General features: G+C 67.8%; 25 protein-coding genes. 18 read left to right on the top strand and 7 right to left on the bottom strand.

Features of this window, described 5'->3' with window-relative positions:
• The first annotated feature begins 202 nt into the window (after positions 1 to 202).
• The 3 genes from VD997_06510 to VD997_06520 are packed head-to-tail and all read left to right on the top strand — an operon-like array spanning position 203 to position 1,590.
• Positions 203 to 889, top strand: a complete 687-nt coding sequence (locus tag VD997_06510; protein ID HYE61629.1) for a hypothetical protein — start codon at positions 203 to 205, stop codon at positions 887 to 889.
• Between the two features lie 21 nt (positions 890 to 910).
• Positions 911 to 1,393, top strand: coding sequence for a type II toxin-antitoxin system VapC family toxin (locus VD997_06515; GenBank protein HYE61630.1), 483 nt, complete (start codon positions 911 to 913; stop codon positions 1,391 to 1,393).
• Complete coding sequence (locus VD997_06520) at positions 1,390 to 1,590, top strand: hypothetical protein (protein HYE61631.1); 201 nt, start codon at positions 1,390 to 1,392, stop codon at positions 1,588 to 1,590. The genes VD997_06515 and VD997_06520 overlap by 4 nt, the downstream gene beginning before the upstream one ends.
• Here VD997_06520 and VD997_06525 read toward each other — a convergent pair.
• Positions 1,587 to 2,081: an SMI1/KNR4 family protein gene (locus VD997_06525; protein ID HYE61632.1), complete on the bottom strand. Its 495-nt coding sequence runs from the start codon at positions 2,079 to 2,081 to the stop codon at positions 1,587 to 1,589. The genes VD997_06520 and VD997_06525 overlap by 4 nt on opposite strands.
• Positions 2,082 to 2,193: 112 nt before the next feature.
• Between VD997_06525 and VD997_06530 the strand changes: the two genes are divergently transcribed.
• From VD997_06530 to VD997_06545, 4 genes are all read left to right on the top strand, one after another.
• Entirely contained in the window at positions 2,194 to 2,955 is a 762-nt protein-coding gene (locus tag VD997_06530; GenBank protein HYE61633.1) for a hypothetical protein, read from the top strand.
• 21 nt (positions 2,956 to 2,976) lie between these two features.
• Complete coding sequence (locus VD997_06535; GenBank protein ID HYE61634.1) at positions 2,977 to 3,294, top strand: hypothetical protein; 318 nt, start codon at positions 2,977 to 2,979, stop codon at positions 3,292 to 3,294.
• 354 nt (positions 3,295 to 3,648) lie between these two features.
• A complete protein-coding gene (locus VD997_06540) occupies positions 3,649 to 4,038 on the top strand; it encodes a GreA/GreB family elongation factor (protein ID HYE61635.1) in 390 nt (129 codons plus the stop codon).
• A gap of 93 nt (positions 4,039 to 4,131) precedes the next feature.
• A complete protein-coding gene (locus VD997_06545) occupies positions 4,132 to 4,638 on the top strand; it encodes a GNAT family N-acetyltransferase (protein HYE61636.1) in 507 nt (168 codons plus the stop codon).
• Positions 4,639 to 4,660: 22 nt separating this feature from the next.
• On the opposite strand, the gene VD997_06550 is transcribed toward VD997_06545, so the two are convergent.
• Complete coding sequence (locus tag VD997_06550; GenBank protein HYE61637.1) at positions 4,661 to 5,683, bottom strand: methyltransferase; 1,023 nt, start codon at positions 5,681 to 5,683, stop codon at positions 4,661 to 4,663.
• Between the two features lie 158 nt (positions 5,684 to 5,841).
• Here VD997_06550 and VD997_06555 point away from each other — a divergent pair, with 158 nt between their 5' ends.
• Positions 5,842 to 6,444 carry a hypothetical protein gene (locus tag VD997_06555; protein ID HYE61638.1) on the top strand — a complete coding sequence of 201 codons (603 nt, stop codon included), beginning with the start codon at positions 5,842 to 5,844 and terminating at the stop codon, positions 6,442 to 6,444.
• Between the two features lie 55 nt (positions 6,445 to 6,499).
• On the opposite strand, the gene VD997_06560 is transcribed toward VD997_06555, so the two are convergent.
• Positions 6,500 to 8,686 carry an ELWxxDGT repeat protein gene (locus VD997_06560; protein ID HYE61639.1) on the bottom strand — a complete coding sequence of 729 codons (2,187 nt, stop codon included), beginning with the start codon at positions 8,684 to 8,686 and terminating at the stop codon, positions 6,500 to 6,502.
• A gap of 690 nt (positions 8,687 to 9,376) precedes the next feature.
• Here VD997_06560 and VD997_06565 point away from each other — a divergent pair.
• The 7 genes from VD997_06565 to VD997_06595 all read left to right on the top strand — a co-directional run bounded on the left by VD997_06565 (position 9,377) and on the right by VD997_06595 (position 17,071).
• Positions 9,377 to 10,153 (top strand): hypothetical protein, encoded by a 777-nt coding sequence (locus VD997_06565; GenBank protein HYE61640.1) that lies wholly within the window; start codon positions 9,377 to 9,379, stop codon positions 10,151 to 10,153.
• Between the two features lie 302 nt (positions 10,154 to 10,455).
• Positions 10,456 to 11,598 carry a deoxyhypusine synthase gene (locus tag VD997_06570; protein ID HYE61641.1) on the top strand — a complete coding sequence of 381 codons (1,143 nt, stop codon included), beginning with the start codon at positions 10,456 to 10,458 and terminating at the stop codon, positions 11,596 to 11,598.
• A gap of 228 nt (positions 11,599 to 11,826) precedes the next feature.
• Positions 11,827 to 13,410 carry a hypothetical protein gene (locus tag VD997_06575; GenBank protein ID HYE61642.1) on the top strand — a complete coding sequence of 528 codons (1,584 nt, stop codon included), beginning with the start codon at positions 11,827 to 11,829 and terminating at the stop codon, positions 13,408 to 13,410.
• Positions 13,411 to 13,528: 118 nt separating this feature from the next.
• On the top strand, positions 13,529 to 14,071 hold the full coding sequence (locus VD997_06580; GenBank protein HYE61643.1) for a GNAT family N-acetyltransferase: 543 nt from the start codon (positions 13,529 to 13,531) through the stop codon (positions 14,069 to 14,071).
• 280 nt (positions 14,072 to 14,351) lie between these two features.
• On the top strand, positions 14,352 to 15,383 hold the full coding sequence (locus tag VD997_06585) for a hypothetical protein (GenBank protein HYE61644.1): 1,032 nt from the start codon (positions 14,352 to 14,354) through the stop codon (positions 15,381 to 15,383).
• A complete protein-coding gene (locus VD997_06590) occupies positions 15,380 to 16,561 on the top strand; it encodes a hypothetical protein (GenBank protein ID HYE61645.1) in 1,182 nt (393 codons plus the stop codon). The genes VD997_06585 and VD997_06590 overlap by 4 nt, the downstream gene beginning before the upstream one ends.
• 51 nt (positions 16,562 to 16,612) lie before the next feature.
• A complete protein-coding gene (locus tag VD997_06595) occupies positions 16,613 to 17,071 on the top strand; it encodes a carbonic anhydrase (GenBank protein HYE61646.1) in 459 nt (152 codons plus the stop codon).
• Here the strand turns inward: VD997_06595 and VD997_06600 are convergent, their stop codons facing one another.
• On the bottom strand, positions 17,072 to 17,311 hold the full coding sequence (locus VD997_06600; GenBank protein ID HYE61647.1) for a hypothetical protein: 240 nt from the start codon (positions 17,309 to 17,311) through the stop codon (positions 17,072 to 17,074). It abuts the gene before it with no gap.
• 27 nt (positions 17,312 to 17,338) lie between these two features.
• Positions 17,339 to 18,448, bottom strand: coding sequence for a hypothetical protein (locus VD997_06605; GenBank protein ID HYE61648.1), 1,110 nt, complete (start codon positions 18,446 to 18,448; stop codon positions 17,339 to 17,341).
• Between the two features lie 143 nt (positions 18,449 to 18,591).
• Here VD997_06605 and VD997_06610 point away from each other — a divergent pair, with 143 nt between their 5' ends.
• Positions 18,592 to 18,822 carry a hypothetical protein gene (locus VD997_06610; protein ID HYE61649.1) on the top strand — a complete coding sequence of 77 codons (231 nt, stop codon included), beginning with the start codon at positions 18,592 to 18,594 and terminating at the stop codon, positions 18,820 to 18,822.
• A 137-nt stretch (positions 18,823 to 18,959) separates the two neighbouring features.
• On the opposite strand, the gene VD997_06615 is transcribed toward VD997_06610, so the two are convergent.
• A complete protein-coding gene (locus tag VD997_06615) occupies positions 18,960 to 20,246 on the bottom strand; it encodes a tRNA-dihydrouridine synthase family protein (protein ID HYE61650.1) in 1,287 nt (428 codons plus the stop codon).
• A 135-nt stretch (positions 20,247 to 20,381) separates the two neighbouring features.
• On the opposite strand from VD997_06615, the gene VD997_06620 reads away from it, so the two are divergent.
• On the top strand, positions 20,382 to 20,735 hold the full coding sequence (locus tag VD997_06620; GenBank protein HYE61651.1) for a hypothetical protein: 354 nt from the start codon (positions 20,382 to 20,384) through the stop codon (positions 20,733 to 20,735).
• The gene (locus VD997_06625) at positions 20,732 to 21,424 is read left to right on the top strand and encodes a PIG-L family deacetylase (GenBank protein ID HYE61652.1); all 693 of its coding nucleotides are present in this window, start codon (positions 20,732 to 20,734) and stop codon (positions 21,422 to 21,424) included. Before VD997_06620 ends, VD997_06625 begins: the two co-directional genes overlap by 4 nt.
• A gap of 228 nt (positions 21,425 to 21,652) precedes the next feature.
• Here VD997_06625 and VD997_06630 read toward each other — a convergent pair whose 3' ends face one another.
• On the bottom strand, positions 21,653 to 22,459 hold the full coding sequence (locus VD997_06630; GenBank protein HYE61653.1) for a uracil-DNA glycosylase: 807 nt from the start codon (positions 22,457 to 22,459) through the stop codon (positions 21,653 to 21,655).
• Between the last annotated feature and the right edge of the window lie 6 nt (positions 22,460 to 22,465).

Genomic DNA, 22,465 nt, shown 5'->3' on the forward strand with positions numbered 1-22,465 from the left:
GGGCTTCCTCTTCTAGCAAGGCAGTGCGCCCTATTGAGCGCGCAGGAGCCGCTCCCGCGCGCTCAGCACCCTCTCCCGACCGCCCATTCCCCGCCCCCGCCCGCTCCTAACCCCCTCCCGCACGACCACTAACGCCCCCAGCACGCCAAAAACGCACTCCAGCTCAACCACCCCCCGCTCCCAACCGATCTTCTCCTTCATCATGGCCACACTCCCCACCGACCCTGCGCAGCTGCTCGCCTTTGTGAAGGGCCACGGGCCGACATGGATCGAGCGGGCGGCGGAGCTCGGCCTTCAACCCGGCCAAGTAGCCGAGCTGGAGGCGGCGCTGGCGGCCACCGACGCGGCGTGGAGGCGGGCGTTTGACCTGCGGCGGGAGAGCGAGGCGGCGACGGCGGCGTACTACAACGAGGCGAGGTTCCTGTACGAGGCCAGCAGCGCCGTCGTGCGGACGGTGCGGACCAACGCCCTCAACACCGGCAACGAGTCGCTGTACGCCCTGGCCCAGATCGACGCCCCCCGCCCGCGCCGGCGCGAGGCCCCCGCGCCCGGGCAGCCGCACTCGGTGCGGTGGACGCTGGGCCCCTTGGGCGAAGTCACGCTCACGTGGAAGAGCCGCAACCCCCGCGGCGTGGCCAACGTCGTGTACCAGATCACGCGGAGCGTGCAGCTCATCGGCGAGCGGCCCGGCGCCGAGCCGCCCTTTGAGTCCATCGGCCTCGCCCACGGCGGCCGCACCTTCACCGATTCCACGATCCCGCCGGGGGCGCGCACCGTGCAGTACCGCATCCGCCCCGTCCGCGGGCAGCAGGTGGGCCCGGCGTCGGCGACGGTGGTGGTGCAGTTCGGCAGGTCGGAGGGTGATAGCGCAGTGAGGCTGGCGGCGTGAAAGTGCTGGTAGACTCCGCCCGTGCCCGGACCCACCGTCTATATCGAGACGACCATCCCAAGCTATTACTTCGAGACGCGCACCACCGCGCGGGCGGTGGCGTGGCGGGAAGCGACGCGGCAGTGGTGGAATCGGCACCGCGCGGGCTACTCGCTGGTGACCTCGAGCTTCGTGCTCAACGAGCTCGCACTCGCGCCGGCGGCCAAGTCCGCCCCCGGCGCGTCCCTGCTCGCCGGGCGGCCCATCCTGGAGAGCTCGCCGGAGGTCGAGCGGATTGCGGGCGAGTACATCCGTCGCAGGGTGATGCCCGCCAGCGCCGTCGGCGACGCCGCGCACCTCGCCGCGTGCTCCCTCCACGGCGTCAACTTCCTGCTCACGTGGAACTGCAAGCACCTGGCCAACGCCAACAAGGCATCGCACATACGATTCGTCAACGAGCAGTTGGGGCTGTCCGTTCCGATCCTCACGACCCCGCTGGAGCTGGTGCCCGAGGACGCGTCATGAAGAAGACCGCCAGGAAGAAGGCCGGCACACGCCCGCGCGGAAGCGGCGGTGATGATCCGGTCGTGAAGGAAGTGCGCGCCGTCCGTGCCAGGCTGCTCAAGAAGGGCGGCGGGACGGTGGCCGGTTACTTCCGCGCGATGGACGAGGTGAGCGAACGGCGCGCGATGTCCGGCGGGAAGCGCCGGCGCTCCGCCTAAACCGTCTTGCGCATCCCGCTGCCCCACAGGTCCTCGCCGCGCGCCCACGCCTCCAGCCACCCAACGAAGCCCTTCCCCTCGTCCCACATCGCCTGGCCCATGCGCCCGTCCGACTCGATGCCGCAGGGATCGAAGCGCACCATCGGCAGACCCTCGCGCGTGCAGTCCACGCACGACTGCACGGCGCAGCCCCAGTGGCAGATTGGCAGAACGCCCCGCGGCCACTTCCACAGCGGCTGCTCAGGGTCTTTCATGCAAAGCGACAGGTACAGGTCGAGCACGCACATGCCCTGGTCGTCGCGGTGGCCGTTGACCAGCCCCGCGAGCAAGTAGCCGGGGCCGAAGCCGCCGTTGCCAACCAACTGGTACACCTCGCGGACGGCCGCGGGCAGAACGAGCCCGGATTCGCTCTCGAAGATCGAGACCTCCAGGTCGGTCGCGGGCTTGCACGCGCCCGCCGCGGCCTCCCGCACTTCGTCGAGCCACTTCATCAGGCCACTGTAATGAACGCGCAGGCGACGCTCCATTGACGTGGGTTCTCCAGCCGTTCTTCACCCGTCCCTCACCGTGTGACGCCCCGCTTGAAGGTGAAGGAGTCCACCGATGGCACGCAAGGCATCCACAAAGAAGTCGGGCGGGGGCCGCAAGGCTGCTACCCGCGCGGCGTCCAGAAAGACGGCGAAGAAAGCGGGCAGCAGGACCAGCACCACGCGCAAGGCCACGACGCGCAAAGCCAGCACCCGCAAGGCCAGCACCAGGAAGGCGGGCACAGCGGCCGCGAAGAAGCCGGCCTCGCGCCGCTCGGGCTCCCAGCCGTGGAACCGGCCCAACCCGCTGCCTAAGTCGGAGCGCTCGCACCTCACGCCCGCGCAGAAGAAGAAGGCGCAGGCACAGGCCCGCAAGCACGGGCGCAGCCGCCCCAGCCTGGTGGACAACATGAACGCGGCCAAGACCCCGGCTGGCGGCGGCACGCGGCGCCATTCGAAGTCAAAGACGTCGGGCGCCGGCAAGTCCCGCGCGAGCAAGTCCGGCGCGAGCAGTTCCCCCGCGAGGAACTCACCGACCGATCGCCCCTCCGCGGCCCGAAGCGGCAAGCGTTCGCGCGCCGGCAGCGACAGCGACACAGGGGCCTCCCCGAGCCCCGGCCTGCACCCCGCCGCGCGGAACGTGCTGGTGGCTGTCGGCGCGGCACCGCAGCCTGAGCCCGGGGCCATGCACCTCTTTGACGCCCCGGTCCAGGCCGACGGCCATGTGGCGGCGAGTTCCACCAGCCCCTTCAACCCCGCGGCCCTGTCGCCCCGGCGGGCCGACCGCGAAATGCCGCCGCCGCGCTCGCGCTACGCCCGCAAGGCCCCCGGCGAGTGATTCCGCGGGATACCCTCACGCATGGCCACCCCGAAAAAGCCCGCCAAAGGGAACGCTGACAAGCCCGCCGAACCCGCGAAGCCTGCTGCGAAGCAGGCGGCGCAGCCCGCGCCCAAGCCCAGCGGCGGCAGCGCCAAGCACCTGCTCCGCGGCATGGGCGGCATGGGCATGGTGGGCGGCTCCGGCGGCTTCGGTGGCATGAACGCGGGCCCCGGCAACGCCGGCGCGGCCAAGGACACGCACAGCCCCTTCAACAGCAACGCCATGCAGGCCCAGAAGGCCGCGAGCCAGAACACGAAGGCGAACACCATCCAGGGCCGCAAGGCGCCGGGCGCCTGAGCCGCGTCTGACACGAGCATCCGACCCCGCGCCGCACTCCCGGCGCGAACCTTCCGCCCCCTGGGGCGTAGTATCTACACGATGACCCACGCGCCCGCCAACCTCACGCCGCGTTGCAGCAGTCCGCGGCCGGTGCGCGCAGGCCTTACGGGTCACGTCATCACGCCGCAGATCGCGCGCGAGCTCGCCCCCGGCTGAGCCCTTCCCCGAGCACACACGGCCAAGCAGCCGAGAAGCCCGGGGACAGCTCTCCGGGCTTCTCTTCTTTTCCAGCGTCCCCGTGTCGGGGCGCGACCACTCACCAACCGCTGTTGTCTCAGAAGGATCCGAGAGATCCGCGAAAGGAGTCCGCGCATGTCCACCGTGATGAGCAGCGTCGACAAGTCCCGCCTCGAGCCGGTGCTGGGGCCCGGCACCTCGTGGCCCAGCCACCACCTCCGCAACCTGATCGACACCTCGAAGATCGTCACGCCCAAGCGCATCCCGCCGGACGTGGTGACGATGAACTCGCGGGTGCGCATCCGCGACCTGCAGTGGGACGAGGTCGAGGTCGTCACGCTGGTGTACCCCGACGCCACCGGCTACGCGCCGGGGAGCGTGAGCGTCACCGCGCCGCTGGGCGCGGCCCTGCTGGGGGCGCGCGTCGGTGAGGAGGCGCGTTGGATGGGGGCGCGTGGGCCGCGGCGCGTGGTCGTCGAGGCCATCGAGTTCCAGCCCGAGAGCGCGGGCCAGTACGACCTGTGATGTGAGAGCCATCGCGAACGCCCGGCGCGGCCGACGCCGCGCCGTGTGCATAGAGACCGGGTAGTCTGATTCGCAGTAGCGAGGAGAGAGAGCATGGACGTGCAGATCAGACGGCTGACCGCCGCCGACACCGGCGCGTACGCCGCGCTGCGGCGCGAGGGGCTGGCCGACACGCCGCACGCGTTCACCGCGAGCGACGGCGACGACCCCGGGCAGGACGAGGCGGGCGTGGCGAGGTCGCTCGCGGGACCGGGCTACGCGATCTTCGGGGCGTTTGCTGCTGATGGAAGGCTCGTCGGGGCCGCCGGGATCAACCGCGAAACCCGCCTCAAGCGGGCCCACCGCGCCTGGGTGTGGGGCGTGTACGTGACCCCCGCCTTCCGCGGGCGCGGGCTCGCGCGCGGGCTGGTGGGCGCGTGCGTCGACGCGGCCAAAGGATGGGACGGCGTGCACCGGGTGCAGTTGTCGGTGAGCGCTACATCCGACACGGCGCGGCGCGTGTACGAGTCGCTGGGCTTTGTGGCGTGGGGCACGGAGATCGACGCCCTGCGGACGGGCGGGAAGTCGTACGACGAGGTCTACATGAGCCTGGCGATCTGAGCCGGGTTCTCTTGATGCTGGTTCACTTGACGCCGACGACCATGCCGTCGGGGCCGCAGAGGTGCTCGACGCGGGTGGAGGTGAAGCCGACCTCGCGCATCCAGCCCTGGCAGTCGGCGCCGGTGTAGTCGAAGCCGCCGTGGGTCTCGATGAGCATGTTGAGGCTCATGAGCAGGCCGAAGGCGTTGGTGCGGCGCTCGTCGTCGATGAACGACTCGTAGACGATGAGCGACCCGCCGCGGGGCAGGGCGTCGTAGCACTTGCGGAGCAGCTGCATCTTCTCCGCGAGGTCCCAGTCATGGAGGATGTGGCCCATGATGTAGACGTCGGCCCTGGGCAGCTCGTCCTTGAAGAAGTCGCCGGGGTGGAACTTCAGGCGCGAAGAGAGGGCGTGCTGCTGCACGTACTCATTGAAGATGGGGCCGACCTCGGGCAGGTCGAAGTTGCCGCCGGTGAGGTGCGGGTGGGCGAGGGCGACCTGCACGGGCACCGCGCCCTGCGCGGCCCCGACATCGATGAACGTCTTGTAGTCCTTCCACGGGAACTTCTGGGCGATGGCAGTGGCCGCGCCGAAGGAGAGGCCGGTCATGCCCTGCAGGAACTGGCGGAGGCGGGCGGGGTCGGCATAGAGCGTGGCGAAGAAGCTGCCGCCGTCGCGGACCTCGTTCTGCGGCGTGCCGGAGCGCAGGCCGTCGGTGAGGCGACCCCAGAAGCCGTAGAGGCGGGCGTTGCACATCTCGAGCATACCGCCGGCGTAGGTGGGCTTGTTCTTGTCGAGGTAGAGGTCGGTCGCGGGCGTGTTGCTGTACTTGCCGAAGAGGCCGCCCTCGCGGTGGAGCATGCCCAGGGCGACGAGGGCGTCGAGGAAGTCGCGGCTGGAGCGCGGGTGGAGGTTGAGCTTCTTCTCGAGCGTCTTGAGGTCGGCAGGGGCCTTTGCGAGCTCGGTGAAGAGGCCGATCTCGATGGCCGTGAGCAGGGTCTTGCTGCCCCAGAAGGCCATGCCCAGCTGCATGATGGCGTCGGGGGTGACGGGCGGGGTGCTCATTGGGGTGCTCCTCCGGGTAGGAGGAGATTCTAGTTCTCAGGCCCGAGAATTGCGGATTTTCCGGTGCAAGGAGCGGCGGCTGGAACGCAAGTCATTGCGGTCGCGGGTGCTCTTGGTAGGCTGGCGTGGCCGCGGGAACGCGGCGGAGGAGAGTGGTCATGAGGATGCTGATCGCGGCGGGTGTGTGCGCGCTAGTTGCCGGCGCTGCGCAGGGCGTCATCGTGGAGGGGACGGAGCTGGCGCCGTACACGGCGGTGAGCAACCAGCTGGCGAGCAGCCACGGCGTGCTGTTCAGCTCGCTGAACTATCCGGCGGTGACCTTCACCGAGGTGTACCCGACGATCTGGGGCGTGCAGGGGTGCGAGCCGTGGGCGCTGCCGAGCAACGGCGGGTGGTACAGCTCGCCGATCTTTGTGTCGTTCGTTGACCCCAGCGATGGCGTGACACCGGCGGTCGTGGGTACGTTCAGCGCCAACTGGGGCGACGGTGGCGGGGACTTCGACGCCGTGGACCTGCGGGCGTACGACCTCTCCAACAACCTGATCCTGACGCAGACGTTCACGGGCATTGGGCTGACGCAGATCTCGATCACGGCGGCGGGAATCAATCGCGTGGAGTTCTGGGCGAACACGGTGGTGGGCGACGTGACGTCCGACACCGGGTTTGACTGGATCTCGTATCCGACGCCACAAGTGCCGGGGCCGGGGGTGGTGGCGGTGATGGCGGGCGGGTTGATGGCCGGCGCGCGGCGGAGGCGGTGATCGCTTCGGTGTGGTGGGCGCAGGCACGATCATGAGGACATGATCGTGGCACGGGTCAGCAGGGGTGGCCGCCCAGGACGCGGAAGAAGGCCTCGATGTCCTGGTCGGTTCCGGTGTCGCCGTCGTTGTTGAAGTCTGCGGTGCCGCAGCTGGGACAGCAGTGGCCGCCGATGCAGGCGAAGAAGGCCTCGATGTCCTGGTCGGTGCCGGTGTCGCCGTCGTTGTTGAAGTCAGCGGTGCCGCACGTGCGCGGCGGGTGGATGAAGAACAGCTCGTTGCCGTAGGTTGGGTGGGAAAAGCGAGCGAAGACGCGCGTGCCAACCTTGTAGTAGGTAGCGCTGTAGAGGCTGACGTAGGGGTGGATGTCGTAAAGGGGTGCGGGCGGATTGAGAGTGTCGTAGTAGAAAGGAATATGACGCGGGACGAGGCTCGCGGAAGGAACGGCTGCGCTGAAGAACAGACCGTCAGGGGATGCGATTCCGGAGATGCTGGAGTTCGCAACTCCTGGGTTCAGGTCAACAACGAGCCTGGTGCCTTGAGGAGTGCCGTCACTACGCCACAACTCGCGCCCATTGGTAGAGTCAGAGGCCTGGAAGTAGAGCACACCGTCCTTCACCATCTGTCGGTAGGGGTTGAGCGTCAGGTCGAGGTTTGGCCCGGGCAGATGGAATGTGCCGGCCAAAGTGCCGTCGGTAGACCACAACTCGAACGTATTCGCGGCGATGTAGCGGCGGAACAGGGCACGGGGTCCGACCGAGATGAGTGATTCTCGGGCCGGGCCACCCGCTGGGCTAGTGATGTTGACCACCATGGAGGTGCCCGGCTGCGTGAGATCCGAGCGCCACAGTTCGGTACCGTTCCAGAAAAGCAGCCCAGAGTCGAACGCAGTGAGCCCTGTCGGATTAGCAGCGACAGGAAGCTGCACCAGCATGTTGTTGGCAGTGGGCGTGAGCGAGAAGAGCCCACGCCCGGTGGCGTTGCGGGCGTTGTTCACGAGGTGACCAGAAAGTGGGACTACTTCCGTAGGTGCGCCCGAGTTGGTCCCGGCCCAAGAATCCGAAACGAGGCTCGCACCGGTGGGCGAGAGCACGTACACCTCGCGCCCAGTTGCAGCTGTGGACGCGGTGGCGTACACGACCTCCCCGCTGGCGTACAACGCCGCAGGTGTTGAGGCCCCTGCGCCGGGCATGAGGTCTGATACCCGAGAAGCGGCGTTCGTTGCAGTATCGACAACCCACGGCTCCACTCCCGAGGACAGATCGTCGTACGCGAAGTAGATGTTTGCACCGCCGATGCCCAGGAACGCGAAGCCGGTGAGGTTGGCGGGGGTTACTAGGAAGTGGCTGGTGACCTCCGGAGCATCGGGGTCGAAGGTGAAGATCTCCAGACCACGGTGGGTTGTCGCGGTGACCGCTACCCGCCCATCGCAGACTCCACGGACTGTTGGAAATGCATGATCAGTGGACCAGCGCGGGTCAAAGACAATGGAGGTCCCCTGAACGGTTCCATCGGTGCGCATCAGGGCCCGCCCGTGCAAAGGGTCGTCGGCGGTGAAGTACGCGCGGTCGCCCACCACGACGGGGCGCGATGGATCAGAGGCGGACCGAGGGTGCACGTTCGCGCCGCTCACGAGCGGCACAGTGCCCGCAGAGGTGCCATCGCTCAGCCACAGGTCGTACTCGTCGCGAATCCCATTGTGATCCCATGTGTCGATCGCCAACAGGGCCTTTCCGTTGATGGCGGCGGACCACCCGTACCACGCGACGTCGTTGGGCTTCATGAGTGTCGCGAGCAGGCGGCTAGACTCGGGCGTGCCGTCAGTCGCGTTGAGCGTGCGGCCCGTGGTGTCGCGGGCGTACACAGCATCCCCGGCGACACCGACTGGGAAGCACAGCGCAAGGGGTGGGCCCCCGAGATTCAGCAGACCGCCACCCGGGGAATAGCGGTACATGCGGGACTGGTTGATATTGAAGTAGATGCTGCCGCCATGGGCGAAGATGGAGGCGGGGAGACTGGAGCCAGTCCCATCGTTAACGTCCGCAGCAAGCAGTGTTCCGAGGGTGGTGCCGTCGGTGCGCCAGAGCTCGGCCCCGTGCTCAGAGTCAAAGAGACGGAGATAGAGCTGCCCGTCCAGCCACGCGCTGGAGGTTGGGTCGGTCATTGTCGTGTGCGACGTGAAAAGGACGGGGGGGGTTATCCCGTCGCAGCGGACCAGCCCAGTCTCGGGATTGCGTGTCTGCATGATCGCGAACTGCTCATTTGCGTTGATAAAGGTGAACTCACCGTGAGCCAGCAGTTGCACGCTCGACGTCACTGGATCAGCGCTGTAGAGCCCCAAGCCCGCTGAGCTCTCGGCGACGAACAACAGCCGTCCACTCACGACGGCGTATGGCTCAGGGTCTGACGAAGCTGCACCGGGATTCAGGTCGGACACCAGCGTAGCCCCAGTGAGAGCCGCGTTGGTCATCCAGAGCTCTCGCCCGAGTGACGTCTGTGCGGTGAAGAACACCCGGTCAGCGACCGTCGTGAAGTGCATAGGGGAAGAACTCTCGGGACCAGGGGTGATGTCTGCGATTTTCCACGAATGAGCACTTGTGGTTTCGTACGCCCAGGGCTCGAAGTCAGTCTGGGGAACAGGTGCGGCATTGAAGTGGATAGTGGAGTCGGAGCCGCTGAACACGATGGTGGTGTCCCGGGCGGCCAAGTCCAGCCCTGCCGAGCCTCCAAACGTGCCAGAGGCGACGTTGAAATCGTGTACAAGCCTCGGCTGTGCGGCCGCGGCATTGGTAAACAGGAGGAGTGCGGCGAGTGGCATGCGGAGCATCTCTGGGATCATACAGAGTGGGTGTGGTGGAAGAGGTGCAAAAGCTGGCTTTCTACAGCTGTTATTAGTCCCAGTGCGCGGGGGCTGGGTTCTCGCTAGGGTGCGGGCATGGCGTTGTTGCTGAGCTTTGTTGCGGCGGTGTTCTCCATGTGGGTTCGGGCGCCGGCGGGGGTGGCGCCGCCGCTGGGGGCCGCGGCGCAGGTGGCGGGTGCCGTCCATCGGGCCGGCACGCCGCGGCACGTGGAGGCGGCGCGGGGGCTGCTGGCGGCGATGACGCCGGAGAAGATGGAGTACCGGCACCGGCCGAGCGTGGTGGTTTTTGAGGTTGGGAGGGAGGAGTGCCGGACGGACTGCTCGGGGTTCATCACGGCGGTGCTGCGGCACAGCTATGGGCTGAGCGATGAGGACGTGCGGCGGTGGCTGAAGAGCAAGCGGCCGGTGGCGCGGACGTATGCGCGGGCGACCAGGGAGGGGCAAGGGTTTTCGCGCGTGGAGAAGGTGGAGGAGTGGCGGGCCGGCGATGTGCTCGCGGTGGAGTACCCGCGGGAGGCGGAGGACACGGGGCACACGATGATCGTGGATGCGCGCCCGCTGCGGCGCGATGCGACGGCGCCGCTGCTGGACGGGACGGTGCAGTACGAGGTGACGGTGATCGATGTGACAGGCTCGCCGCACTCGCGGGACACGCGGCGAGTCGGTGGGATGACCCACGCGGGGTTAGGAAAAGGCGTGATCCGGGTGTACGCGGATGCGGAGGGGCGCGCGGCGGGGTACACGTGGGGGCTGGGCGCGAGGTCGGAGCTGAGGCGGCAGGGGGAGCGGGAGATGGTGGCGGGGAGGTGGGTGGGGATGCGTGGGCAGGGGAATGGTGCGCGGTCCCGCTAGTGATTGCTGAACCCGGGACTTCGGCCCAAGGCGGCCTCAGTCCCGGCGTCTAAGAAAAGAGCACCGAGATGAAGACATCTCGGTGGCACGATGTGAGTTTGAAAGCACCGAGATGAAGACATCTCGGTGGCACGATTTGGTGAACAACCCTGGGTGGGGGTCGTATACTTTGCTCGCACGTTCCCCGTGAGCGCCACCCCCGCTCCGGCCCGTGCGTCCACACTTCACTCGCCAGCCAGGGGGGATGGCTGACCTTGACCGGCGTTCTCGCCGCGAGGCGGACGCCACCCCGGAGGCCCGTGATGACCAAGTGGACGAAGAAGGACCTGCTCAGCAACCCGGTGAAGCACATCGATGTGACGGCGTTCGACGCCCGCCCGGTGATCAACAGCTACCGCAAGATGGCGTACAGCAGCCGCACGCTGGCGAACGCCGCGGACATCTACTCGATGATGCTGGCGGACAAGGAGTGCGCGGTGATCCTGACCCTCGCGGGCTCGCTGATCTCGGCGGGGCTCAAGAAGGCGATCATCACGCTGCTGGAGAACAACATGGTGGACGCGATCGTGTCCACCGGCGCGAACATCGTGGACCAGGACTTTTTCGAGGGCCTGGGGTTCAAGCACTACATCGCGCCCGGCAGCCCCGAGGCTCCGCCCGTCGACGACATGACGCTGCGGAACCTGATGATCGACCGCATCTACGACACCTACATCGATGAGGACAACCTGCGCGACTGCGACGCGCGGACGAAGGAGATCTTCGACGCGTTCCAGCCGGGCGCGTACTCCAGCCGCGAGTTCATCGAGGCGATGGGCGCGTACCTGGCGAACAACCCCAAGTTCGCGAAGAACGAGAGCCTGGTGAAGACCGCGTATCTCAAGCGCGTGCCGATCTTCGTGCCCGCGTTCAGCGACTGCTCGGCCGGCTTCGGCATCGTGCTGCAGCAGACCGAGGCGATCGAGGAGGGGCGCGGCCAGGTGGCGTTCGACAGCGGCAAGGACTTCCGCGAGCTGACGGACATCAAGCTGGCCTGCCGTGACACCGGCCTGCTGATGCTCGGCGGCGGCGTGCCCAAGAACTTCGCGCAGGACATCGTGGTGGCGGCGGAGCTGCTGAACGAGCGCAAGGGCGGCAAGGCCCGCGGCGACATCGGCATGCACAAGTACGCCATCCAGATGACGGTGGCCGACTCGCGCGACGGGGCGCTCTCGGGCTCCACGCTGCGCGAGGCGTGCAGCTGGGGCAAGGTGGACGTGGTGCACGAGCAGATGGTGTTCGGCGAGCTGACGGCGCTGTTCCCGCTGCTGGCCAGCGACGCCGTGCACCGCAAGGCGTGGAAGGCCCGCAAGGGGTTCAAGTTCGCCGACCTGTTCGAGAAGGACGGCGGGATCCCGCAGTTCAAGGCCGGGAACGGGAAGCGGGCGAAGGCCGCGGCGCGGTAAGCGGCCACGACAAAACGGGTAAGTTCAGGGGCCGCCGCGGGGCGGCCCCTTTCTGTTGATGAGCGGCACCCCGAGCGGATGCCGACCCTCGGAGGTTCCAACTGATGGAATCCGAGTCGCGCTCGCGTCGAATAAATGGCGCCGTGCCGGGTGGTGATTCCGGGGGCTGGCCGTATGCTGGCGTCCCCCACCCGCGCGGTTGGATTTCCCATCATCAGGAGAGTTGCGATGCGTTCAGGCTTTGCGATGGCGGCTGTGGCGGTCCTGGCGGGCGCGGCGAGCGCGCAGTTGACCCAGCAGTGGGCGACGCGGTACACGTCGGCGGGGAACATCGCGGACGAGACCCGCGGCGTAGCAGTTGACGGGGCGGGCAACGTGATCCTGGTGGGCAACGGGCGCGGGCCGACGAGCACGAACACCGACTCGGTGATCGTCAAGTTCGGGCCCGACGGGTCGCAGCAGTGGGTGCGGGCGATCGGCGGCGCGGCCAACGGTACCGACGCGTCGGTGAGCGTGGCGGTGGACGCCGCGGGGAACATCTTCGTCGGCGGCTATGTGCTGAACAACGGGACGTCGATCTCGTCGCGCGACGCGTTCGTGGCCAAGTACTCGTCGGACGGGAATCAGGACTGGATCCGCACGTTCGACTTCTACGGGCGCGAGGAGCAGCCCGGCGTGGTGCGCGTGACGCCCGATGGGCAGCACGTGTACCTGGGCGGCTACGTGAAGGTGGGCACGGGCGCCTTCGACTGGGAGTGGTTCGTCATCAAGTGGGACGGCCTGGGCAACAACGAGTGGAACCGCGTGTGGGACGGTCCGGCGGGGCCGGGGCAGTCGGACCAGGCCGACGCGGGCGTGATCGACGCCAACGGCAACTTCTACATGACCGGATCGTCGGCGAACACGTCGACGAGCTTCGACACCGATGCGGCCGTGGTGGGCTGGCAGCCCGACGGCACGCAGTTCTACACGGCCCGCTGGAACGGGGAGTTGAACGCTGGGGACCGCGGCAACGCGATCGCGGTGGACGCCACCGGCGTGTACATCGCGGTGACGGCCAACAACACGGCCAGCCCTGCGAACACGGACTTCGCGCTGGTGAAGTTCGACAGCACGGGCGCGGTGGTGTGGGAGCGCGTGTATGACGCAGCGGGGCTGAACGACGCGGGGCTGGGCGTGACCCTCAGCGGCGGGAACGTCTACGTCGGCGGCGTCACGCGCACGGCGTCCACTGACGCGGACATGACCGTCCGACGCTACAACACCAGCGGCGACCTTGCGTGGACGGCGACCTGGAACCGCAGCGCGGTGAACGGGACGGACTCGTTCCGCAACATGGCGTTGCTGGGGGACAGGGTGGTCATGCTGGGCACGAGCAATAACGTGATCGGCGGAAGCTTCGGCATCCGTGAGGACATCGCCACGGTGGTGGTGGACGCCAACTCGGGCGCGGTGGCCGGGGCGGTGCTGTACGACGGGGCCGCGGCGCGGGGCGACTTCTCGTGGGATGTGGTGGCGGACGCTGCACGGAACCGCGTGGTCGTGGGCGGCCACTCCAGCGGCGGCACGACGAGCAACTACGACATGCTGGCGGTGGCGTATACGCCGGCGCCGGTGTGCGGCACGGCGGACTACAACGGCGACGGGGACATCGGCACCGATCAGGACATCGAGGCGTTCTTCGCGTGCCTCGGCGGCAACTGCTGCCCAACCTGCTTCGCGGGCGGGGCGGACTTCAATGCTGACGGCGATATCGGCACGGACCAGGACATCGAGTCGTTCTTCCGCGTGCTGGGCGGCGGGCCCTGCTGAGTTTCCGGCGTGAGTGAGATGTGAGTGAGACAGGCCCCGGGGCGAGCGCCCCGGGGCTTTTTTGTTGGTGAATGCAATTCCGCGTGCGTTGTGGCCGGATTGGTAATCTTTCGGCGTGATGCTGCCGCTGCCCTATCCGACTTCCCGCCTGGTGCTGCGACGGTTCGAGCGTGCGGACGCCGCGCCGATGCTGCCGCTGATCGGCGACTTTGAGGTGGCCAACGGCGTGCTGCGCATCCCGCACCCCTACACGACGGAGGATGCGGACGCGTTCCTGTCGATGCTGGAGCGTGAACCGGAGAAGCCGATCGCGGCGGTGACGCTGGATGGCGCCGTGATTGGCGCGGTGGGGCTTGAGCTCGACGGCGTGCACGGACGCGGGGAACTGGGGTACTGGATCGGGCGGCCGTACTGGGGCAGGGGCTACGCAACGGAGGCGGCGCGGGCGATGATCGCGATCGGGTTCACGCGCCTCTCGCTCAACAAGATCACGGCCCACCATTACACGCGCAACCCAGCGTCGGGGCGGGTGCTGGAGAAGGTGGGGATGGTGCGCGAGGGGCTGCTCAAGCAGCACTTCCAACGGTGGGGCAGGTACGAGGACAGCGTGGCGTATGGGCTGACGCGGGATGTGTGGGAGGTGCGATGCGCAGGTACTTGATGGCTGCACCCCGCGCTGAGAATGGATGAGCCGGTGTTGCAACCTGCATGTAAGACGCTGACTTTCTCGGACCTTACGATCCTTGCCAGAATCCCCAGAGGCCCTCGCTTCACAGTATCCACTCCCCATCTACCGCGCGCAAGTTGTTGATCCTTGGGCAGCTGCAGCCCATGAGCAAAAAAACCGATGGAATCCCTGATTGGCCCTTGCATGCGGATTGAGGAGCCCGTTAGTCTGTTTTTTCAGCGCCGCACGTGGCGGCGTACTTCGGGGGGAAATCATGAAACTCGCAAAGGCGCTCGCCCTTCTCACGGCTGTCATTTCGCTTGTAACGAGCTCACGCAACGCAGTGGCGGATGATGTGTTCCGCCCGGACGGGGTGCGCATCGTGCAAGCCGACTGGACCTTCGTTCCGGTGGTGCAGATCACAGAGACAAACTCGGTCGACGTGGTCGGGGTGCTCGCGCTGCGTGACTCCTCTCAGGTGTACGGCGACAATCTCGTGGCGGTGTGGTACGAGAACCCACACGCAGATGAGACATGGCCGGCGATCTCGTGGAAGTCGCAGTCGCAGTGGGACGCGATCACCTGGGTGAAGGACACCTACGGCATCACCGAAGAGTGCGATTTCATGTGGCCCACGAGCGAGGAGAATCCGAACGAGCCCGCGCTGGTAGAGCCTGAGGGCTACGAGGGCGGGCTGATCGAGGGTGATCCCTTCGCGGAGCTGCTGGGGCAGTACACGCACGCGGAGGTCGTCGCGATCCTGGTGGAAGCGGGCTACGCCGCGGCGAGCATCCCGGTGGACGTCGCGGGGCCCTGCGACAGCAAGTCGCTCCTGCCCGCGCTGGTTGACGTGACGGTGGCTCACGTCCTCTTCGATATCACAGAGGCCGAGGCTCAAAATGCGCTTGTCACGATGGTCTCATCGAGCTGCGCTCAACTGACTATCGCGGCCTGGAATCCGTTCCCGCCTCCCGGCACAACCGCGCCGGGGATCTATGTTCCGCGCCCGGCCTTACCTGGTTATCCGGCCTCGGACCCGCGGTCGGTGCCGGGGCACCCATCTGTACCACGTTGCAGGACCACCGTGAGCCCCGCGGCGTGCATCTGCACGTGGACCGAAGTGTGGTACAACTGCCCCGGGTGCCCGCCCGCGCCGGGAGGTGCGCCAGGCGCCATCCGCCGGCGGGTCACCCTGAACTGCCCGGCATCGGTGTGCACCGGGCCCGTCCCCAATGCCCCCGGCGCGGTGCCTGGCGCGGCGGGGTGCACGCCGGACGATCGACTGGTGGTGGTAAGAAAGCCATGATCCAAGAGAGCAAACACTCGAAGGTCTGGCTCGTACTCACGCTCCTCTGCGCGGGCAACCTCCTGGGTTGGGCGTTGCTGGTGAGCCATGTTCGGGGCAACTACTACCGGGAGTTCCACAGCGGGACGCTGCCGGGCGACTGGCATGGAACCGTCTACTCGGCGTTTGCGCCGGCGATCGGTTATGGGGGCGCTGACCCTCACCTCTTGTGGAGCGCTGCGGATGCGTCGATGTTCTCGCTGGGAATGCCGGACACGGCCGCGCGTCCGTTCATATTGACGTCGCTGGGGCTGCTCGGGGTATTGGGCGTGCTGGTCGGCGCCTTCCTCCTCTACGGGGCGCGTCTCACATGGGGGCGCGGGCTTGCGCTTGGAGTAGTTGCCTCCCTGGCGGCCTGGGCGTCGCTGGACCGAACGTGGGAGGCGAGCACGCTGGTGACGCTGGGGCGACTGGTGCTTGGCATGGCCGCGGCGCCGGTAGTGGCCTGGTCATTGGGGCGGCTCTGGTCCGGGGCACGCGTGCTCCGCTCGCGGGATGTCGCGGCCTGGATGAAAGGGTATCTGCCGGCTGCTTGCGTCGGCGCATTGGTTGTCGCCCTCATACTGGCAGCCACGCTCGGGATTTTCGAGTGGGGGAAGTCGCTGCGTGCGCGAGCCTACCAGCTGAGTCATTGGGCGCAGGCGTGGGCCTCTGTGCGGACGGTATCTGCAAGCACCTCGGAGCTCATGGGCGTGCTGCGGGTCAAGATCGGCCCGTGGTATCACTTCTCGTCGGGAGAAGGTGACGGCTGGTTACGCATCACCGATGGCGGAGGCGAACCTTCGCAAGCGCGAACGTGGTGGCTGGTGGTGCGTCCAGCGGGCACGGTCGACGCGGCGGCGTCACGCGTGGTTCGGCCGGATTCGACGTACGCCGAGGGGCGGCTGGCGATCACCGAGACATCGTTCATCATCATGTCGGCGATCCCGAGCCCGGAGATCTTTGGACAGAACCAGACCGCCGTGCTGAGCCATGTGTGGAAGCCCACGCTCGCGGTTGTGGAAGACGACAAGGTTCCACCGGTTGTTTCGGACTGGTGCCAGCGGGTTGCCGCGGCGTCCCCATCGACCCCTCGGGCGGCTTCTATCGGGCACGCTTCGCGCTTCGCTGTGGCGCACCTGGCGGCGTTCCGGCCTTGAGCGATCAAAGGAAGCCGGGTCTGCTCTGCTCGAGGTGGGTATGCTGAGCGCATGCCGAAACCACCCTACGAGAGCCGTCAGCCCTACGACCGCACCCGCATCCACGCCGCGGCGATTTACTGCTCGGACGGGCGTATCGGCGAGCACTTCGACGACTTCCTGCAGAACGGCCTGAACCTGCCGCGGTATGACCGGGTGGCGCTGCCGGGCGGGCCGGCGTGCCTGGCGGCGCACCCGCAGGCGACGCTGGAGCAGCAGGGCGTGGTGGATGAGCTCAACTTTCTCGTGGAGGCGCACAAGCTGCAGCGGATCGTGCTCATCCAGCACGAGGGGTGCGCGTTCTATGCCACGCGGCTGGAGCTGAAGGAGCCGCGGATGGAGCTGGTGCAGCGGGCCGACCTGGTGCGGGCCGCGGCATTCGTGCACAAGGTGACGGGGCTGTCGAACATCACCGCGTACTTCGCGCGGCTGGTGGAAGACCGTGTGGTGTTCGAGGGCGTTGAGGTGTGATCAGCCGGCCCGGCGCTTACGGGCGCGTTTGTCAGGCCCGCCGGACTCGAGCGCGGCAATGTGCAGGTACGGGATGTGTGCCCAGCGGTCCGAGTTGGGTTCGGCGATAAAGACCGCGCTTTTCATCAGCACCACGAGGTCAGGGTTGCTGACCGTGACCGCGCGTCCGCTGCTGCTGATCACGCGGAACGGTTCGAAGGGTTCCTGTTCGAGGCGCTCGCGGAGGTCGTCAACGATCATGCAGGATTCTACCGCGCGTGGGCAGACTCAGGCCTGCTCGAACTTTCTGGCCGTGTCTTCGAGCTTTTTGATGCGGTCGCGGCGTTGCTGGACCATGGCGCGCCACTTGGTGGTGTAGGTGGACGGCTTGCCGGCGACGGCGGTTTGGCCGGGGGCGGGGCGGCGCATGACCTCGGGGTAGGTTTCGAGGAGCTTCTCGAGCTCAGTGAGCGCGGCCGTGGCCTGCTTGAGCGCGGCGAGGGCGGTCGCCGCGGCCTTGTGGTATTCGGCGGCGGAGAGGTCCTTGGCGGCGGGCCAGGGGAGCTTCAGCGCGGCCTTGGCGGCGTCGTGCTGCTGGTCGATGGTGGTAAGGAGCGACTCGGCGCGCATGGAGCGGATCGCGACGCCGGCGGTGATCGAGCGCTCGACGCGCGGTGCGTTCTTGAGGTCGCGCCGGTTCAGCACGAGCGGCCAGGTCTCGAGCGTGGCGCTGGCGTACCGGAGGCGCACGGCGTCCCTGGCGGCGAGGGAGACGAGGTGGTGGCCGTCCTTCTCGATGACCACGGGGATGACCTCGCCGTCAGCGGGGCGCTCCCATGCAGCCTTCACTTCATTGCTGTTGATCACGGCCCACACGGGGCGCGAGGGGCTGAGGAGGGCGGTGTCGAGGGACTCGGGGAGGGCGCGTTCCTTTGCCTGCGGCTGCATCCACGCCGCGAGTTCCTCGAGGACCGTGTCGTTGCTGGCGGCGTCGGGGGCGAGCGCGGCCTGGGAGATGCCCGCGGTGCGCCCGTGGATGGTGAGCTGCGGGGCGAGGATGCAGTCGTCGGCGACGAGTCCAAGGGCGAGGGCGCCGGCGCCGACCTTCTGGTCAGAGTCCTGGAGGTAGGCAACAGTGGGCACGGGGCACTCGCGGAGGGCGCGGGCCATCGCGTGCACGACATCGAGGCGGGATTCGTCGCCGCTGAGGTGAAGAACGACCAGCGCGCAGCGGTCGCGCTCGGCCTCGACCAGCGCGACCTTGAGCTCCCTGGCGGCCTGCATGGTCTCCAGGTTCCCGGTGATGGTGAGGTGGACGACCGAGCCGGGGCGGGCGCGCGGCTGGGCGTGGGCGGTGGTGGCGAGGAGCAGGGCGAGAGCGAGGAGGAGGGTGCGCATGGGGTGTGGACCTCCGTGCGCAGGTTATCACGAAGGCACACCCTCCAAGCGGGTCGTGCCGCCCCTCTCATTGCGGGGTTGAGCGAAAGTCGCTCCCAAATGCCGCCGATGACTGGAGGTACGACGGCTTTTGGAGGTGTGTTATGGGTCCCTCGGAGAAGGCGTTCAACCAGGTGAAGTCGATCCTCGGGAAGCTGGATCGGTCGATCGATCAGCTGCGTGAGCAGCGGACGACGCCGCCGGCCCCGGCCGCGGCGGTTGTGACGCACGCGCGGGTGGAGCCGCCCAAGCCTGCGCCGGCTCCGGCACCCGCGCCCTATCGCTCGGCAAGCGGGTTCGGGCGGGCGACGCCGATTACGCCGACGAACAACTGAGCGCGACAGGAAGCCCGCGCGTGAGCAAGGGCATCGCCGCGCTTTGCAGAGATACGAGCAGCTGCGGTCGCACGCACCTGTTCACCCAACGCACGCCCGCGAAGCGCGGGCGTGTCGCTCCCTGACGGTCGCGGTTCCTATACCGCCGCGGGCTCGGTGTAGAACTCGTCCAGCACGTTCATCCAGTCCGCGGTGCTGCTGATGGCGATCATGCGCAGGCGGACCTGTTCGGCGCGCGGGTGGTGGGCGGCGAAGCGGATGCCGAACTTGCGCATCATCTTGCTGGTGGCGTCCTCGCCGTGCTTGAAGCGGCGGGTCACTGCCAACGACAGCTCGAAGTGCTGGCGGAGGACCTCGCGCTGCTCGCTCACTGTGGGCGCGGCGGGGGCATTGCCGGCCATCATCTGGCGGGCCTGGCGGAAGATCCACGGGTTGCCGATGCAGCCGCGGGCGACGCTCACGCCGCTGACGCCGGTGTAGGCGATCATGCGGAAGATCTCGTGCACGTTCCAGATGTCGCCCGAGCCGAGGATGGGCGCCTGGTGGTGCTTCTTCACGATGTCGCGCAGCAGGTCCCAGCGCGAAGGGCCGACGTACTTCTGCTGCACGGTGCGCGCGTGCACGGTCGCCCAGGCGTAGCCCATGCTGAACGCGGCGCTGAGGATGCGGTCGAAGTTCGCGGCCATCTCGGGCGTGTCGTCGAAGGCCCGCCGGATCTTTAGGGTGCAGGGGATGCCGGCGGGCACGGCCTCGCGCACGGCCTCGAGGATGGCGATGGCGCCGTTGGGCTCGGCGAGCCAGTGGCCGCCGCGGGCCTTCTTCTCGATCTTCTTGACGGGACAGGCGAGGTTGACGTCGATGACCTCGAAGGAACTCTCGACGCCGGGACTGAGCCGCTCGGGGCGAAGTCCCGGGTTGAAGTTGGGCGCAACTGCCAACCCGGGACTTCGGCCCAGAGCGGCCTCAGTCCCGGCGTCGTACGCGATCTTCCTGTACTCCCGATCGCTCCGCGCCTTCTGCTCCACCATCTTGAGGGCGGCCGCGGCCATCTCCCGGGGGTCGCTGCCCATGATCTGGCCGGCGAGGGGGTGGTCCTCTTCGCCGCCGGGGATGTTGTCGTGGAGTTCGCCCAGGTCGGCCTTGTCGAAGCCGCGGCCCCCGGCGAGGAGGGTGCGGTCGAGAAGAGCCTCGGTGACGCAGAAGGGGCAGCCGTGGCGGCGGGCGATGATGCGCATGGCCGCGTCGGAGTACCCGGCGAGGCCGGCCTGGAAGAAGGGGGCGTCAAACGCGGGGACGAGGGCGGTGATGCGGGGGTCCATGCCGCGACGCCCCACCTCCTCCGCGATGCGGCGGGAGTCGAGGTTCTCGCCGCCCGGGGCGATCGCGGGGCTGGGCGGCGTAGCGTTGTTGCTCTCGCAGGACATTCAAGGGACTATAGAGACGTGACCCAACACTCCCCCACCGCTGTTATCCGCGTTCCAGGGCTTGCGACCCGTGTTCTTGCCGCGGCGCTCGCGGCGGCCACCTTGCTGGGTGCTTGCAGGTCGGGCCCTTCCAAGGTGGACTACGCCCGCTCGTTCCCGCCGCTGGCGCAGCAGGGGAACGTGAACGTGCAGGTGGTGCGGAAGGTGACGAAGATCGAGCTGACCAACACCACGGCCCGGGACTTCGGCCCATCAACGCTGTGGATCAACTCGCGCTTTGCCCGGCCGGTGGAGTCGTTCAAGGTGGGTGAGACGCTGACGCTGGATCTCCGTGAGTTCCGCGACGAGCACCATGACGCGTTCCGCGCGGGCGGGTTCTTCGCGGCCGAGCCGCCGGACAAGATCGCGCTGGTGCAGATCGAGACGCAGGGGGCGGAGGGGAAGCCGGAGCTGATCGGATTTGTCGTGGTGGGCGGGGGCGAAGAGTGAACATTCTCGTTGTGGGCCCGCACCCGGATGATCAGGAGCTCGGCATGGGCGGCACGGTTGCGCTGCTGGCCGACCAGGGGCACGACGTGCTGCTGCTGGACGTCACTGACGGGTGCCCGACGCCCCGGGGAGACCGGCCCACGCGCCTGAAGGAGGCGGCGGAGGCCGCGGCGGTGCTGAGGGTGAGGCGGCAGCTGCTGGACCTTCCGAATCGGCGGGTCGAGCACACGATCGAGAACCGGTACAAGGTGGCGGGTGTGATCCGGGCGCACCAGGCGCAGGTGGTGTTCCTGCCGCACCCGGAGGATGCGCACCCGGATCATCTTGCGGTGACGCGGATCGTGGAGGATGCGCGGTTCGACGCCAAGCTCACGAAGCTCGAGCTGCCCGGGGATCAGGGACGGCCGCCGATCTACCCGAAATGGCTGATCTATTACTACTGCTCGCACCTGCGGCGGGTGCCGGATCCGACGCTGGTGATGGACATCAGCGCGACCGAGGAGCGGAAGATGGCGAGCATCATGGCGTACCGCTCGCAGTTCGCGGATAACCCGCTGAATATGCAGGTGCCGGAGTGGATCGCCGCGGGCAACCGCTACTTCGGCTCGCGGATCGGCACGCGGGCGGGCGAGCCGTTCTACACGAAGGAGCCGCTGGGGCTCGGCAGCCTCGGCGGGCTGGTTTTCTAGGCCAAAAAAGAAAAAACCCGGCATTCAGAAACAGAGCCGAACGCCGGGTCTCGTGGGGGTCTGGGTTGTTCAGGGTCGGGTCGAAGAAGCGGAACGAATCGGACGCAAGAACATTCGGCGCACACGCCGCGGCGGTTGCTGATCAGAAGAAAAAATTTGTGGGTGCCCCGGGGGGTGCACGCCTGTCTGCACGCCCCAACGGGGGGTCTGCGGCGATAACGCGGCTGGTCAGGCCGGTGCGCCGGCTTTGGGCTTGAGGCCCAGGCGCTCCATGACCATCTGGAGGTCCGCCCACACCTTGGCGCGGTTTTCCGGCGTGTAGCTGCGGAGCAGGAACGCGGGGTGGTAGGTGGGCATGACCGGCACTTGCGTGCCGCCCGGCAGGCACATGCTGGCCCACTTGGAGCGGAGCGCGCCCATCGCTGCGGTGGGCGGGCAGCGGAGCACCGCCTTGGCGGCGGGGAGGCCAAGGGTCACGATCGCCTCGGGCCGGATAATCGCGACCTGCTCGTAGAGGTACGGGGCGCAGGCCTCGATCTCTGTGGGCGTGGGCGTGGCGTTGTTGAGCGGGCGCGTCTTGAGCACGTTGCAGATGTAGACGGTCTCGCGCGAGAGGCCCATGGCCTCGATCATCTTGTTGAGGAGCTGGCCGCTGCGGCCGACGAAGGGCTTGCCCTCGCGGTCCTCGTCTTCCCCGGGGGCTTCGCCGATGAACATGAGCCTGGCATCGGGGTCGCCGTCTCCCCAGACGATGTTGGTGAAGGCGGTGACGAAGTTCTTGTGCGGGGCTTCTTTCTCGTAGCGGGCGCGGAGGGCCTCGAGCGCGGCGACCTTGGCCTCGCGCCCGTGGACGGGGGCGATGGGCTTGGCCTCGACGACACTGACTGGGGCGGCCACCGGTTCGGGCGCGGCGGCGGGCGCGGGTTGAATCTCCTCGTCGACGCTGGTGCGGTAGACGGGGACGAAGTCAACGCCGAGCAGGCGCGCCGTTTCGGCGTGCTGGCGAGCGAGCCTGACCAGCCGTTCCTGATCCATGGGCGG

It is taken from the genome of Phycisphaerales bacterium, from assembly GCA_035627955.1.
GTDB lineage: Bacteria > Planctomycetota > Phycisphaerae > Phycisphaerales > UBA1924 > JAEYTB01.

Excerpts from the sequence above, each read along its gene's own strand:
- VD997_06560 (HYE61639.1), bottom strand. The coding sequence starts at position 8,686 with ATGCAGACACGCAATCCCGAGACTGGGCTGGTCCGCTGCGACGGGATA.
- VD997_06630 (HYE61653.1), bottom strand. The coding sequence starts at position 22,459 with ATGGATCAGGAACGGCTGGTCAGGCTCGCTCGCCAGCACGCCGAAACG.
- VD997_06565 (HYE61640.1), top strand. The coding sequence starts at position 9,377 with ATGGCGTTGTTGCTGAGCTTTGTTGCGGCGGTGTTCTCCATGTGGGTT.
- VD997_06510 (HYE61629.1), top strand. The coding sequence starts at position 203 with ATGGCCACACTCCCCACCGACCCTGCGCAGCTGCTCGCCTTTGTGAAG.
- VD997_06585 (HYE61644.1), top strand. The coding sequence starts at position 14,352 with ATGAAACTCGCAAAGGCGCTCGCCCTTCTCACGGCTGTCATTTCGCTT.
- VD997_06550 (HYE61637.1), bottom strand. The coding sequence starts at position 5,683 with ATGAGCACCCCGCCCGTCACCCCCGACGCCATCATGCAGCTGGGCATG.
- VD997_06525 (HYE61632.1), bottom strand. The coding sequence starts at position 2,081 with ATGAAGTGGCTCGACGAAGTGCGGGAGGCCGCGGCGGGCGCGTGCAAG.
- VD997_06540 (HYE61635.1), top strand. The coding sequence starts at position 3,649 with ATGTCCACCGTGATGAGCAGCGTCGACAAGTCCCGCCTCGAGCCGGTG.
- VD997_06520 (HYE61631.1), top strand. The coding sequence starts at position 1,390 with ATGAAGAAGACCGCCAGGAAGAAGGCCGGCACACGCCCGCGCGGAAGC.
- VD997_06610 (HYE61649.1), top strand. The coding sequence starts at position 18,592 with ATGGGTCCCTCGGAGAAGGCGTTCAACCAGGTGAAGTCGATCCTCGGG.
- VD997_06605 (HYE61648.1), bottom strand. The coding sequence starts at position 18,448 with ATGCGCACCCTCCTCCTCGCTCTCGCCCTGCTCCTCGCCACCACCGCC.
- VD997_06600 (HYE61647.1), bottom strand. The coding sequence starts at position 17,311 with ATGATCGTTGACGACCTCCGCGAGCGCCTCGAACAGGAACCCTTCGAA.
- VD997_06530 (HYE61633.1), top strand. The coding sequence starts at position 2,194 with ATGGCACGCAAGGCATCCACAAAGAAGTCGGGCGGGGGCCGCAAGGCT.
- VD997_06580 (HYE61643.1), top strand. The coding sequence starts at position 13,529 with ATGCTGCCGCTGCCCTATCCGACTTCCCGCCTGGTGCTGCGACGGTTC.
- VD997_06615 (HYE61650.1), bottom strand. The coding sequence starts at position 20,246 with ATGTCCTGCGAGAGCAACAACGCTACGCCGCCCAGCCCCGCGATCGCC.
- VD997_06535 (HYE61634.1), top strand. The coding sequence starts at position 2,977 with ATGGCCACCCCGAAAAAGCCCGCCAAAGGGAACGCTGACAAGCCCGCC.
- VD997_06570 (HYE61641.1), top strand. The coding sequence starts at position 10,456 with ATGACCAAGTGGACGAAGAAGGACCTGCTCAGCAACCCGGTGAAGCAC.
- VD997_06590 (HYE61645.1), top strand. The coding sequence starts at position 15,380 with ATGATCCAAGAGAGCAAACACTCGAAGGTCTGGCTCGTACTCACGCTC.
- VD997_06575 (HYE61642.1), top strand. The coding sequence starts at position 11,827 with ATGCGTTCAGGCTTTGCGATGGCGGCTGTGGCGGTCCTGGCGGGCGCG.
- VD997_06545 (HYE61636.1), top strand. The coding sequence starts at position 4,132 with ATGGACGTGCAGATCAGACGGCTGACCGCCGCCGACACCGGCGCGTAC.
- VD997_06595 (HYE61646.1), top strand. The coding sequence starts at position 16,613 with ATGCCGAAACCACCCTACGAGAGCCGTCAGCCCTACGACCGCACCCGC.
- VD997_06555 (HYE61638.1), top strand. The coding sequence starts at position 5,842 with ATGAGGATGCTGATCGCGGCGGGTGTGTGCGCGCTAGTTGCCGGCGCT.